The 13,102-nt window shown below is 53.8% G+C and carries 13 protein-coding genes and 1 pseudogene; 9 read left to right on the top strand and 5 right to left on the bottom strand.

What is annotated here, in order from left to right; translation table 11 throughout:
- Positions 1–3 precede the first annotated feature (3 nt).
- From AC1DA5_RS02645 to AC1DA5_RS02635, 3 genes are read left to right on the top strand one after another with little or no spacing between them, the layout of a single operon-like run.
- A complete protein-coding gene (locus AC1DA5_RS02645) occupies positions 4–336 on the top strand; it encodes a phage head completion protein (RefSeq protein WP_465245940.1) in 333 nt (110 codons plus the stop codon).
- Positions 336–773: an HK97-gp10 family putative phage morphogenesis protein gene (locus tag AC1DA5_RS02640; RefSeq protein ID WP_048707968.1), complete on the top strand. Its 438-nt coding sequence runs from the start codon at positions 336–338 to the stop codon at positions 771–773. Before AC1DA5_RS02645 ends, AC1DA5_RS02640 begins: the two co-directional genes overlap by 1 nt.
- The gene (locus AC1DA5_RS02635; protein WP_048707966.1) at positions 770–1,117 is read left to right on the top strand and encodes a hypothetical protein; all 348 of its coding nucleotides are present in this window, start codon (positions 770–772) and stop codon (positions 1,115–1,117) included. Before AC1DA5_RS02640 ends, AC1DA5_RS02635 begins: the two co-directional genes overlap by 4 nt.
- Here the strand turns inward: AC1DA5_RS02635 and AC1DA5_RS02630 are convergent.
- Together AC1DA5_RS02630 and AC1DA5_RS02625 are read right to left on the bottom strand one after the other, a co-directional pair.
- A complete protein-coding gene (locus AC1DA5_RS02630) occupies positions 1,114–1,866 on the bottom strand; it encodes a GIY-YIG nuclease family protein (RefSeq protein ID WP_101486040.1) in 753 nt (250 codons plus the stop codon). The two genes, AC1DA5_RS02635 and AC1DA5_RS02630, sit on opposite strands and share 4 nt — an antisense overlap.
- A 161-nt stretch (positions 1,867–2,027) precedes the next feature.
- Complete coding sequence (locus AC1DA5_RS02625; RefSeq protein ID WP_048707963.1) at positions 2,028–3,251, bottom strand: MFS transporter; 1,224 nt, start codon at positions 3,249–3,251, stop codon at positions 2,028–2,030.
- Positions 3,252–3,344: 93 nt separating this feature from the next.
- Between AC1DA5_RS02625 and AC1DA5_RS02620 the strand changes: the two genes are divergently transcribed.
- The gene (locus AC1DA5_RS02620; protein ID WP_048707960.1) at positions 3,345–4,046 is read left to right on the top strand and encodes a TetR/AcrR family transcriptional regulator; all 702 of its coding nucleotides are present in this window, start codon (positions 3,345–3,347) and stop codon (positions 4,044–4,046) included.
- Positions 4,047–4,358: 312 nt separating this feature from the next.
- Here the strand turns inward: AC1DA5_RS02620 and AC1DA5_RS02615 are convergent, their stop codons facing one another.
- Positions 4,359–4,871 carry a VanZ family protein gene (locus AC1DA5_RS02615; protein ID WP_480289138.1) on the bottom strand — a complete coding sequence of 171 codons (513 nt, stop codon included), beginning with the start codon at positions 4,869–4,871 and terminating at the stop codon, positions 4,359–4,361.
- A 60-nt stretch (positions 4,872–4,931) separates the two neighbouring features.
- Here AC1DA5_RS02615 and AC1DA5_RS02610 point away from each other — a divergent pair, with 60 nt between their 5' ends.
- Together AC1DA5_RS02610 and AC1DA5_RS02605 are read left to right on the top strand one after the other, a co-directional pair.
- A complete protein-coding gene (locus tag AC1DA5_RS02610; RefSeq protein WP_101486039.1) occupies positions 4,932–5,540 on the top strand; it encodes a major tail protein in 609 nt (202 codons plus the stop codon).
- Positions 5,541–5,555: 15 nt separating this feature from the next.
- Positions 5,556–5,981 carry a polysaccharide deacetylase family protein gene (locus AC1DA5_RS02605; protein ID WP_024058997.1) on the top strand — a complete coding sequence of 142 codons (426 nt, stop codon included), beginning with the start codon at positions 5,556–5,558 and terminating at the stop codon, positions 5,979–5,981.
- Between the two features lie 190 nt (positions 5,982–6,171).
- Here the strand turns inward: AC1DA5_RS02605 and AC1DA5_RS02600 are convergent, their stop codons facing one another.
- A complete protein-coding gene (locus tag AC1DA5_RS02600; RefSeq protein WP_048707946.1) occupies positions 6,172–6,795 on the bottom strand; it encodes an alpha/beta fold hydrolase in 624 nt (207 codons plus the stop codon).
- Positions 6,792–6,956: a sodium:proton antiporter gene (locus tag AC1DA5_RS02595; protein ID WP_480289137.1), complete on the bottom strand. Its 165-nt coding sequence runs from the start codon at positions 6,954–6,956 to the stop codon at positions 6,792–6,794. Before AC1DA5_RS02595 ends, AC1DA5_RS02600 begins: the two co-directional genes overlap by 4 nt.
- A 98-nt stretch (positions 6,957–7,054) precedes the next feature.
- Between AC1DA5_RS02595 and AC1DA5_RS02590 the strand changes: the two genes are divergently transcribed.
- The 3 genes and pseudogenes from AC1DA5_RS02590 (at position 7,055) to AC1DA5_RS02580 (ending at position 13,094) form a co-directional block, all read left to right on the top strand.
- Entirely contained in the window at positions 7,055–9,730 is a 2,676-nt protein-coding gene (locus tag AC1DA5_RS02590) for a phage tail protein (RefSeq protein ID WP_480289136.1), read from the top strand.
- Between the two features lie 2 nt (positions 9,731–9,732).
- Positions 9,733–10,425, top strand: coding sequence for a hypothetical protein (locus AC1DA5_RS02585; protein ID WP_072510116.1), 693 nt, complete (start codon positions 9,733–9,735; stop codon positions 10,423–10,425).
- 71 nt (positions 10,426–10,496) lie between these two features.
- Positions 10,497–13,094: pseudogene (locus AC1DA5_RS02580) on the top strand (phage tail spike protein).
- Positions 13,095–13,102 lie beyond the last annotated feature (8 nt).

Here is a 13,102-nt window from a genome sequence, read left to right as displayed (position 1 = left end):
CTTGTGGCAACGCTAGGAAAAATGAGCGAGCACATCGACCTAATACAACCTGTAGTGGTTAAGGACGCTGCCGGGTTCGCCACTACTGGTGACGAGGTTATTGCTTCGGTGCGCGCATATATGGAAGTGCGGCACGCAAGTGGTGCGTGGGTCAACCGCGCCGCCTACACCAAAGCAGACCTGTTATTTAGGATCCGAGCAATACCCGGCATAAATATAACCGAGGCGATGGAAATCAGCTCCGCACGTGGCAGGTACGTTATTGATGCGGTCGAATACCTCGGCCGCTATGTCGAGATTTTGGCTCACCGCACCGAAGCAGAAGGAGCACCCTGATGGCTCGCGTACAAATCCGGCTTCCCAACGATTTCATTGACGCACTCGACTCAGCCAGCAGCCTCATTGATAACTCCGCTGAGCAAGTACTTAAAGCCGGGGCTAATATTGTGGAGCCGCGTATGCGCTCTAACCTTTCTGCAGCAATCGGCAGCTCAACGAAACAGCCCTCCCGCTCTACCGGTCAGCTCGCCAAAGCGTTAGGAACCGCGCCAGTAAAAGTCAATAGCCGCGGAGACTACAACGTCAAAGTTGGTTTCGCCGAGAACCGAGACGATGGTAGAGCTAACGCACTAATCGCTAACGTTCTTGAACACGGGCGCTCCAACCAGCCCGCTAGACCCTTCCTAGCCCCTACGCGTTCACAAACCAGGCGAGCCGCAATCACCGCAATGAAACAAACCCTAGCCGCGCGAATCCAGCAGGTGAAACCATGAGCGGGCTTTTAGAAAACATAAGCCACATCGCTAAACAACTTGGGCTCGCCTATGCAGTCAGCTGCTACACCGATTCCCCAGCCCCAGACACGTATCTAGTATTCACCCCGTTAACAGATTCTTTCGAGATCTTCGCCGACAACACCCCAGGCGTCGAAATAGAAGAAGCTCGAATCAGCCTGTTCACGAAAACCAACTACTTAGCTCTAAGAGACCAGATCACGAAAGCTCTAATTAGCGCTCGCCTGGTTATTACAGGCAGGCGCTATATCGGATACGAGGACGATACCGGCTACCACCACTATTCAATCGACATCGCGAATTATTCACCGACTACTTTCTAGGAGTTGTTGCTTTCCTCCCAGACTCCATAATTTTGTCCCTCATCATTGACCCAGCGCGCTCTACCATTGGCGGAGGTACCTAACACTATGGCCGCTGCTGCAGAAGGAGAAGCAAAAGCAATATCCCGGGTAACCACGCCCCGCTTATTTTCTAGACGGATTGAACCGTCACTAACTAGCTTTTGGTGACGACTAGCTATAGTCGCATACGAGTTAACCGTTGCCTGACTTCTGGCTTTACTGGTTTCCCAATTCGCAACCACTATTAATCCCTTGAGGAGGAAAAACTCGCCATCAATCAGCTGCATCGAGGCGTCTATCTGATCTTTTTGTCTGCGCAGATGGAAAACAGGCGAAGAAACTATCTGAGCGGTAGCTGCTTGCACAGTATTTTCTAGGGAACGCAAAACATTGACTCCCAGGATCGGCAAAATCAGCTTCACATTATCTAAGAACGACTCGGCTGATGCTCGTTGCGCTTCAGAAAGCTTCCTAACCCGAGGAGTTTGTCTGTTATCAGGCATAGAACAACGCTCAGCATTCTTAGCGATTTCAACCAGACGGGCTTCTAAATAACCCCAATGCCCCTCGTTAAAAGACCGCTGCAAGCTAGCAATAATAACAACCTTTTCCCACTGCGGCTTCTTTTTGTCATGATCACGCAGGCGCTCTACAAAGTCTTCTGTCTTGCCTATATAGCACCAAGTGTTCTCAATAGCTTCAGGGTCATTACCAAGAAGAATATACACACCATTACAAGCGATTGAGCTGAATGACCCCGTGTTTGCATGGGGTTTTTGAGACGTTTGAGTTTGTTTGAACCTCGTAGCGACTAGACATCATAGTTCTGCTGAAGTCAACACCGCTTTAGCAGGAATTTTTATGGTTTTTGCTTCTAATCATAAAGAGATTATTTGCGGAACTCGGGATGGTAAAAACTCAGCAAAATTGCCGCAGCTATCAGGACTGCGCAACATGTCATTGGTAGCCACGGAGAGAGTCCGTAAAGTGCGGTAGAGGCTATCGGTGCCACTACATAGGCAGCACCATTGTTAGCATTAATCAACCCGGCCAGCCCACCTTGTTCTTCGGGCTTCATTTGCAAAGTAGGCGCCGTGTTGTAGCCAGGCATCGCCAGGCCTAGACCAAAGCCTGTCAAGATGCTGGCCACGATGAACAGTCCAAGATTTAGTGGATAAACCAAGAGTAGTAACCCGAGAAGAACGATTATTAATCCTCTTCTAAAGAGTTTTTTAGCACCCCAGTTTAACCTTGGAGCCACCAAGGCCTGCGCCAGTATCATCACCACACCCATTATTGACATGCACAAAGCGGTGAGCCCTGCTGTTGCGCCGGCCGCTAGCTTCAAAACATCCTGCAGTAAAAAGCCGAAAAGTGTAGCCACGGTAGAAAAAGCGGTAAACATTAGGAAACCGCAAGCCAGGAACACGAATACTCTTGAATCAAAATAGGAAACTTTTGCCGGTTGAGCGACTTTTTCTTCGCTACCTGTGGGTTTGAATGTTAGCAGCAAAACGGCAACGCCTAAAAGCATGACCAGAGGCATCACCAGCAAGGGCATCATGAAACCTCCTATAGCTGCAAGGCTGCCGCCCAATAAGGCTCCAAGAATAGACGAGAATCCTTGTGCAGCACCCAAGACTCCCAGACCCTTTACCCGTTGCGTCTCATTGTAGGTATGAGTCACAACGTAGGTTTGCGCGGCTGGGGAAACTGATGCGATGGCACCGCCGTACAGCACTCCCCTAGTTATGACTACTCCTATGATCAACGCTATGCCGGTGAGCAGACCCTTAAATCCTAGCCACACCACCATAGCGAATCCGCTTAGAGCCAGGATTCCGGCAAGCATGCCAATAAGCAAGATACGCCGAGATCCCCATCGCAATGAGACCCGTCCCCACCTGGTGGAGGTAAGAGAAAACATTATGGCAGCTAACGAAATGGTGGCGCCAATGTGCCATTCCTTCAGCCCGATTTCGCGCGATAGCGGAGCCAGAATTGGATTAAGAATCATCTGCCCCATATATGCCAGTAACACCGTCAAAAACAAGGGAAACAGTCCCGCTATTTTTGATTCGACTTTCTCGTTTCGTTCATTAGTGGCGCACATTAAAACATCCTTTCCAAAGTGAGCTACCAATCAAGCTGAGACAATACTAGAACAATGTTCTAGTATTGTCGAGGTTGAGGGTATGCTGTTTTCGTGGGGAATAAAGACAAGCGGGTAAACACGGGTAGACGCGCCTGGCTGACGCAGGAAAAGATCATGTACACCGCAATGGAACTGACCCGAGAGTGCGGTCTAGAAAAATGGTCGATTCGTGACCTTGCGCAGCGTCTGGGAGTAGTTCCCTCTGTCATCTACCACCATTACCAAAACCGTGACGCCATTACCGCTTCTGTAATAGGCGAGATCACTAGCACCATCGAACTACCGGACGAGCAGCTGGAATGGAAAGATTGGTTCATCTCCCTAGCAAAAAATGTCAGGCCTGTCTTTCTTGAATTCCCCGGAGTCACCGACAAACTGATGTATGGACATATGAACGCCGCGTTGATACCAATCTTGGAGGTGGCTTACGAAAAACTACGGGATGCTGGTTTTAGCAAGTACATTCACATCGCATACTCAATTATCATCAACACGATGCTATGGAGCATTACTGCTCGCAACTTGCGCAGCCCAACCAAGCAGGAACAGCGCCACGACCTAGGCCAAATGATTACCCAACTTCAGCCCCTAGCTGTCTGCTCCACAACGCTGGCTGACATCATCCAGGGCTACTTAATTCCGCTAGCCAACCCGAAAAACGAAGACCGCATGAGTCAGGAATACTTTGAAATCATCATAGAAGTCGTACTCGCCGGTTTAGAGATAGCAATCTTGCCTCGCGAAAACGCCTAACGAACCCGTGAACAAGAGAAATCATCAATACTCATAAAATATTTCCCAAAATCGCAAGGCATCCAGCTAAGAGCAAAGCTTTTCAGCCTCTCCCTCTATTTCCTGCGATTTTCCAATAAATACAAGAAGATCCACTATATCCAGAGCTTCCCAAACAACTGGTACGACTACATCAAATACTGCACTACCAATGAACTAGCTATCGCCCTTCACAGTACACAGGCTTCTCCCAGGAATCCGCTATATCGGATACGAGGCGGATACCGGTTTTCACCACTATTCCATCGATGTTTCGAGTTTTAGAGCCTGTCCTTAAGAGTTTGCAATGATCAGGAAAGCCAAAAATCCGATGAACAAGATCTCCAGGACTAACCCGATGACGTTAATGACTTTTTCGCTCTTTTCAGGCCAGAATCTGGCTAGCAGAGCAAAAACTACTAAGCCAGTAGCGGCTCCAGCAGTGTTCATTATGACATCGGTGATATCGCTGACCCCAATAGCGAAAACGTACTGAACGACCTCGAATGCCACGCTTGCTAAAAACGGTGGGAGCAATTGAATTAACCATGAGCGCCGTTTCAACAACATCCTCATGTACAAGCCAAACGGGATGAAAATAAGGAAGTTGACCACGATCTCATCAAAGAAGTTCGACCCGTAAAGATTCGCAGAATCTGTAAATGGGATCAGATTTAAGTAGCGCGCATGCCGCATGCTCAGTATGTCGTCAACGCTGGTGGCGAATTTGAACAGCACCATCCACAACAACAAGAGCAGATAAATCCCGAACACCGCATAGGTCAAGCGTCGCGTTTTCTCTCTCATGCCCCAATTCTATCTCTCGATGACATCTAACGAAAATTACTACCCAAAAGGAGAAACATCATGGCAACTATTGGTTTAGACAAGCTCTACTACGCGAGCATTAGCGAAGATCCCACTAGCGGTGAGGAAACTTATGCCGTTCCTAAACCGCTGGCTAAAGCAATATCTGCAGAATTGTCTGTGGAGGTGGCTGAGGCAATTTTGTATGCCGATGACGGGGCATCCGAGATTGTCAAGGAATTCAAATCTGGAACGCTCACTCTTGGGGTTGATGATCTCGGGGCTGAGGCTGCAGCTGCCTTAACTGGTGCGAGACTGGACGCGAACGGGGTACTTATCAGTACTTCTGAGGATGGTGGCGCACCCGTGGCTATTGGTTTTAGAGCTGCACGCTCTAACGGGAAGTACCAGTATTTTTGGCTTTACCGCGTCAAATTTGCTCTGCCGGGAGCCACGCTGGCGACCAAAGCTGATTCGATCACGTTCTCTACCCCGAGTATTGAGGGAACGATTCTGCGGCGTAACAAACCAGACGCTACCGGTAAGCACCCGTGGAAAGCCGAAGTCACCGAAGGAGCCACCGGCGTGAAAGCTGAGACGATCTCCAGCTGGTACAGGCAGGTGTATGAGCCTGCCGCTACAACCAGCATTAAACCGACAAACAACTAGAAATGCAGGTAAGCCATGACAGCGAAAACCCAAACCAGCCCGGCCAGCACCTCTTTAAAAAGCGCGACAATCACTATCGCAGGTCAAGAATACGAGCTTGTCCTCACTACCCGTGCGACCCGCCTTATAGCTCAACGTTACGGAGGGCTAGAACATTTAGGTCAAGCCCTGGAAACTAGCGAAGATATGGATAAGTCACTCGGTGAGGTAATCTGGCTCATCGCCCTGCTCGCTAACCAGTCCGTACAAATACACAACCTCACCCATCCGGACGATAAGCGCCCAGAGCTGACCGCAGAAGCAGTGGAGTTACTAACTGTGCCTGCAGATTTAGCTGACTACCGAGAGGCTATCGCCCAGGCACTCCAACGCGGCACCCGGCGAGCAATCATGACCGAGACCCCAGACCCAAAAGGGCAAACCAAGAAAAAGGACACTTAATAGATAGTGACGAGGCAATCTTTACCCGCCTGACCTATATCGGGCTCGCCCACCTGGGACTGACCCGCATGCAAATCGAGCTGACCATATTCGGTGAACTATTGGACCTGGTGGATTGCTGGCGTATCGAAACCGGCAGAGCCCAGCCGAAACGCATCTGGTTTATCGACGATATTATTCCTGCTGGGGTTTAGCGATCTAAATGTTTCGTGAGATAACAGGCGAATAGCTGAGGATGGGCGGCGTGCCACTGGTGCCCTGCACCTTGGATCACTTCTAGGTGAGCTGTGGGGATAAGGCCGGCGATTTTGCGGGCTGCAGGCAGGTTTGCTTTATCTTTGCTGCCGCAAACCACAGTTACGGGCATAGATAAAGCTGGAAGCTGCGAAGTAAGGTCTAAATCTTTCAAACTATCGAGCACACCCACCAGCTCAGGTTTGCTAAGCTGCGGCGGACAGACCCATTTTGTTGGTAGAACTCGCATTAGTGTCTTTTGCAGATTCATCAACAGTTTTGGGGGTTTAGCTTGCGGAGCTGAAACAAACAGTGAGGACACCTTGCCCGGATGGGTGAGCGCGATATTTAAAGCAATCACTGCGCCCAACGATACCCCGACCAGGTGCACTGGTTCGGTCAGCGAGTTAGCAATCTGGGCGCATACGTCTTCAAGCAACCAAGAAGCCAGCGGCGGTTTCGTTGTCAAAACGTCTAGAGATATGCACTCGGTTTGTGGCAGCTGTTTTATTACTGGGTTCCAAACATCACGGGTTTCACCCAACCCGTGCAAGAACACTACCTTTTGCGCATCGCTCATTTACGCAGCGCGAAAAAACCTGCAACCAGGCTAGTTATCAGAAAACCAGCAGCATTTCCGATAGCGGTGACCGGTGAAATCACGTGCGTGAACCCGAAAATAGCAAAACAGATAGCTGCAAATAATAGCCCAACGGCTACCAGCATTAACCAGTTACGCACTCGCGCATTGTTCTTTGCCATATATGCCCTTTCGCTTTTACGTGTTCGTTCACTGATTATCCCATAACTGTCGTTACCGGAAAGAAAGGTAAACACTCATGGCTGATTCGTCTTTTGGTTTGAAGATTGGTCTTGAGGGTGAGCGGGAGTTTAAGCGCGCGATCACGGATATTAATCGTGAGATGCGGGTTTTGGGATCCGAGATGAAGTTGGCGGCTTCTCAGTTCGATAGGAACGATAAGTCCGCTTCAGCGCTTACGGCTCGTAACCAAGTGCTGGGCAAAGAAATCGAGGCTCAAAAGTCGAAGATTGAGACCCTGCGCGCCGCACTCGAAAACTCCGCCACGAGCTTTGGTGAGAATGATAACCGGACGAAGAATTGGCAGATCCAACTCAATAACGCAGGCGCTGAACTCAACCGGCTTGAAGGCGAGCTGAAAGCCAACAACGACGCCCTGTCGGATTTCGGGAACGAGGCTGACGGTGCCGGTGACGATGCCAAGGGCGCGGCAAAGGACGCAGGACGTCTTGAGGGCGCGGTGGATGATCTCGGGGACGAGATGGACACCACCAGCTCCAAGACCCGCATTTTCGGCGACGTGTTGAAAGCCAACCTCGCCTCCGAAGCCATCATTGCCGGGGTGAAGGGTATCGGGCATGCGATCGCCTCGATCGGTCGCGGCATGGCCGGAGCCCTCAAAGCGGGCGTGGAGTACAACGCCCGTATGGAGCAATACTCCACGTCCTTTACGACGATGCTGGGTGACCAAGCCAAAGCCCAACAACTCGTTAACGACCTGAAAGTTCAGGCGGCGAAGACTCCGTTTGGTATGGAGGACCTCGCGGGCAACATGCAAACCCTCCTGAGCTTTGGCATGTCGTTGGAGGATGCGAAAAAGCACCTGAACGAAATCGGCGATATCTCCCAAGGCGATGCGGTGAAGATGGAATCGCTAACGCTCGCCTTCGCCCAAATGTCCTCGACCGGCAAGCTCACGGGTCAGGACTTACTGCAGATGATCAACGCCGGATTCAACCCGCTCGAAGAGATCTCCCGCAAGACCGGCAAGTCCATCGGTGAACTGAAAGAGGATATGGCCAAGGGTGCTATTTCGGCTGACATGGTCGCTGACGCATTCGCCAGTGCTACTGCTGAAGGCGGGCGTTTCTACGGGGCCATGGACGCCCAATCCAAGACCTTCTCCGGGCAGCTTGCCACGATGCAGGACGGGGTGGAAAATCTCAAGGGGTTGTTGGCTGGTGGCCTGTCGGAGGCGTTGGCTGGTTCGGTGTTGCCGATGGTCAACGGGTGGATCGACGAACTCACCGCAGCGTTTGAAGAAGGCGGAACACCCGCACTCATCGACGCCCTCGGCCAAGTCTTACAGGAAGCCCTCGCATTTATTGCTGAGCAGCTACCGATGGTGGTTGAAACCGGCATGAGCATTTTGACCGCCCTGCTCGAAGGCATTATCAAGGTGTTGCCACAAGTAGCGGAAACAGCGGTAACGCTGATTATCGCGCTGGTCGAGGCAATCATCGAAGCCCTACCGAGTCTGCTTGAGGCAGCGGTGCAGATTATTGCCACCCTCGTCTCAGGTATCGGTGAAGCCTTGCCAGAACTGATCCCTGCGGCGGTGGAGATGCTCATGGCTTTGGTGCAGGGCCTGGTGGACAACCTCCCGTTGCTTCTTGATGCGGCGTTGCAACTCATCACCGGACTCGCCGAAGGCCTCATCGCATCAATCCCCGTCATCATCGAAGCCCTGCCACAAATCATCACGGGGATTGTCACGTTCCTTGTGGATGCTATCCCGCAAATCATCGAAGCAGGAATCCAACTGCTGACCGCCTTGATTGGTGCGCTACCGCAGATCATCACAGCGATCGTTGCTGCGCTCCCGCAGATTATTACCGCGATCGTCAGCGGCGTGGTCGGCGCGATCCCACAGCTCATCGACGCTGGCATTCAGCTACTGACGGCGTTGATTGGTGCCTTGCCCCAAATCATTACGACGATCGTGGCCGCGTTGCCCCAGATCATCGGCGCGATTGTGTCGGCGATTGGTGGGGCAATCCCGCAACTCATCCAAGCCGGAATTCAACTCTTGACCGCGTTGGTGCGAAACCTACCGCAGATTATTTCCACGATCGTCGCAGCAATCCCATCGATTATTTCTGGGATTGTGTCTGCTGTTGGGCAGGGCGTGTGGCAGATGGTGGAGGCGGGTAAAAACCTCGTCTACGGCCTGTGGAACGGAATCCAAGGCTTGGCGGGCTGGCTGTGGAATCGGGTCTCGAACTGGGCAAGCGGGATTTGGGACTCGATCACTGGCTTCTTCGGCATCCACAGCCCGTCTCGCAAGATGGCCTGGGCTGGACGGATGCTCGTTGAAGGCCTGGCAGGCTCGATCAAAACCGATGGCAACAAAGCCGTCACCGCTGCCACTGGTTTGGCTAGGGACACGATGGACGCCTTCGCCGACCTTGAGGACGGGCTGGCCGTGCCGATCGAGGCGGTCGCTGACCTGCAGGTACCTGCCGTTGACCTCACCCCACAGCCCGTGACTGTATCTCAGCGGATCAGCGACGTCTCTGACGAGCGTGTGGATGTCGCTGGGATCGTGGATGCGACTGCAAAGCGCATCCTCGGGTCTTTGGATATTTCGGTGACTTTGTCGGATGGGACGCTGGTCGGCAAACTCGCACCCGCCCTCGACAAACAACTTGCTCGTCTTGATCGGCGGCAGACCGTGATGGCAGGAGGCTACTGATCATGTTTGGCTTCACCCTCAACAGCGCGGTGACCTCTACGTCGCTTGGTCTGCGCTTGACCGCCCCGGTGGCGATACCCGCAGCCGTCCGTGCGGTGGAAGATATTGAGGTCGAAGGCCGCGCCGGGACCCTGACCAGGTTCACGGGCTGGGAGGACACCGAACTTGAGCTTGAGCTCGCCGTTCCTATCCGTGATGGGCTCGACCAGTACCGGCGGGCCACTCACGAGCTCACCAATGCCCAGACGATCGCGTTCACTGGTGAGTCGGGTGTGTATCGGAAGGTTAAGCACTGCGAAGTGAGCGAGCTGCGCCGGGAGTTGTCGGGGTGGGGGTTCTTCACCGCACGCCTGACCTGCCAGCCCTTCACTTACCTGACCGAGGGCTTGAAGCCCGTAACTATCTCGGAGTCGGGGACGATCACCAACCCCGGCCTACTCGATGCCGATCCGATCATCACCGTTACTGGCACCGGAGCGTTGTCTTTGACGATCAATGCGCGCGTCTACCACGTGAATTCGCCAGCAGGCTCTATCACGCTCGACAGCGCGCGTCTCGTCGCACACGTATCAGGTCGCGTGCAGACCGATGCGCTCACCGAAACTTTCCCAACCTTGAAGCCTGGGTTGAACAGGATCACCCTCGGCACCGGCATCAGCAAGGTCGTCGTCGTGCCGAATTGGCGCAACCCCTAACCACCCCGTTCGCTCAATTGTTCCTAGCCGTCCTGTGGTGGGCGGCCTTCATGCTGTTTGGAGGCATTTTGATGATTACGGTTCACGACCGCACCGCCACGACATTCACCGCCACCGGGCTAGGAGTCTTGGATCGGGAGATCATCAACCCGATCGTGACGGAAGAACTGGGTGGCGAATTCTCCCTGACCTTCACCTACCCGGCAGATGGACCTGCTGCCACGCACATCGTACTTGAGAACATTGTGGCAGCGCCCGTGCCAAGGCTGGAGCAACGTCAGGGTTTCCGGATTAGCGAGGTCGTCACCACCCTCGAAGGAATGCTCGAAGTAACGGCGTTTCATGTCTTCTATGATTTGGCGGCGAATCTCATCGCCGACACCTACGTGGTCAACAAAACCGCGAAAGGCGCACTGACGCAGATCCTTGGGGCGGCGAACACTAAGCACGGGTTTACTGCTACCTCATCGGATACGGTGACTAGGTCTTCGGCGCGGTTGGTGCGCATGCCCATCGCCGCCGCTCTCATGGATGCGGGCGAGGACAATACGTTCGCTGCGCGTTGGGGCGGCGAACTGACCCGCGATAATTTCCATATCCATCACGCGCCCATGCGCGGAGCCAACCACGGGATGGTCATCAGTGATCGGAAGAACCTCACCGGCTTCGAATCATCCATTGATTTTTCGACGGTGGTGATGCGGATTTTGCCGATTGGCTACGACGGCCTGCTCTTGCCTGAACTCTATGTGGATAGCCCGAAATTGGGGGACTATGTGGTGCCGCGTATCCGCGTCATCCGCTACGGACAAGTCAAAGCCATCACGGATAAAGACAACCCACGTGAAGGCGAGCTTCCACTCGACCAAGCACACGGCGAACTACGCCGACTGGCGGCAGCAGAATTCAACGCCAAGCATGTGGATGAGCCGTCCGCTTCGTACAAGATCCACTTCACTGACCTTTCACAAACCCGCGAATACGCTGACCTTGCACGCCTGGAAACCGTCGAAATTGGCGACACCGTGACCGTCCGCCACGCTGATCTTGGTGTCGCGCTCACGGCACGGGTGGTGGCATACGAATACAACCCGCTCACAGGTCAATACATCTCGGTCGAACTTGGAACCGTAGCTCGGAAGTTCACGTCTGTCACCCGGCAAGTCAAGACCGCCATCAATACGGCGGTGGCTGCGTCGGATACGGCAGGATTCGCACTTGCCTCAGCGGATGGGAAGAACACCAACCACTACGGCAGTGCCCAACCCGAGAAGGCACAGCTCGGCGACACATGGTTCAAGCAGAACGGCGAAACCACCGAAATCTGGATCTACCGGCTCACCGACACCGGGCAGCCCGACTGGGTGGCACTCGCTACTGATCTGAACCATGCACAGATCAGCGCGTAACTCGACGCAGCACGCGCAGAGGTCGACCAAGCCAAGACCGCAGCCGCTGGTGCTACCCAGTTGGCGCAAGATGCCCACGACGTTGCGATGACTTCGGATGGGCGGCTCACGGTTGCCGTTGTTGACCCGAGCGTAGCGGACGCGGCTGGCCGACCGGAGGGCTCGCTATGGCAAGTGCGCGTAGACGGCGTGATCGCCCGCCAATACATCCTCACCAACAACCAATGGGAACAAACACCGGTTGGGGCTGCGATGATCGGGTCGAAAGCGATCAGCCAAGCACACATCGCAGACGCCGCCATCGGCACCGCACACATCGCAGACGCCGCGATCACCGACGCGAAAATCGGGTCGCTCTCGGCCTCGAAGATCACCTCCGGGTATTTAGCTGCTGGGCGGATTGCCGCCGGATCGATTACATCCGACAAGTTGACGATCGCCAACGGATACATCACCAATGCGATGATCAAGGACGCGGCGGTCACATCCGCGAAGATCGCCTCGCTGGATGCTGGGAAGATCACCACCGGCACGTTGTCGGCGGCTCGGATTGGGGCGCGCTCGATTACGGCCGACAAGCTCGCGACCAACGCCATCCAAGTAGGCCTGGCAGGCTGGACGCAATCTATCCGCATCACCCCGTATCAGATCGCTTGGTATAACGGCTCGACGTTGGAGGGAAAGATTACGAGCGCGGGCATGCAGTTCTGGTACGGCACCCGCTACATCGGGGAGATGGCACGCCGTGCCCACAAGGACAAGCCCGACGTGCAAGGCGTCGTCAACCAGGTCGCCTATCAAGGCGACTATGTGGCCTGGACATACCAGACGGTTTCCGGCGGTGGCTACTTCACCTGCCTCACCCTGGATCCGAAGGGACGCTTCTACGGCAAGGCCGGCATTCATCTTGGTGCTGACTTGCGCACCAACGGCTACAAGTTCTACACCACCGGCTCACGCTACGTGACCTTGCAAGACTGCACGCTCACCGGGAAAGGCACCTACGCCGGGTGGGTGTCGAGCAATGGGCTGGCGAAGATCGTCTTCCACACCTACGACGTCATGGTCGTCACCAACGGCTCGTATTACAACATGACCCGTCTCTTTGATCGCACCAAAGATTTGATGTCGCGGATGAACGCGATCCTCAGCTTACTCAATCAAGGGTGGATCACATCCATATCCGGAACCGGCTCGAACATCACGTGGCGGTACTTCTCCAACACAGGCCTGTCGGCCATGTCCACCAACCTCGCATAAGTAAAAGG

Source organism: Pauljensenia sp. C0254C2, assembly GCF_056583835.1.
Note: the sequence above shows the minus strand (reverse complement) of the source record. Positions and strands in the feature narration are given on the sequence as shown.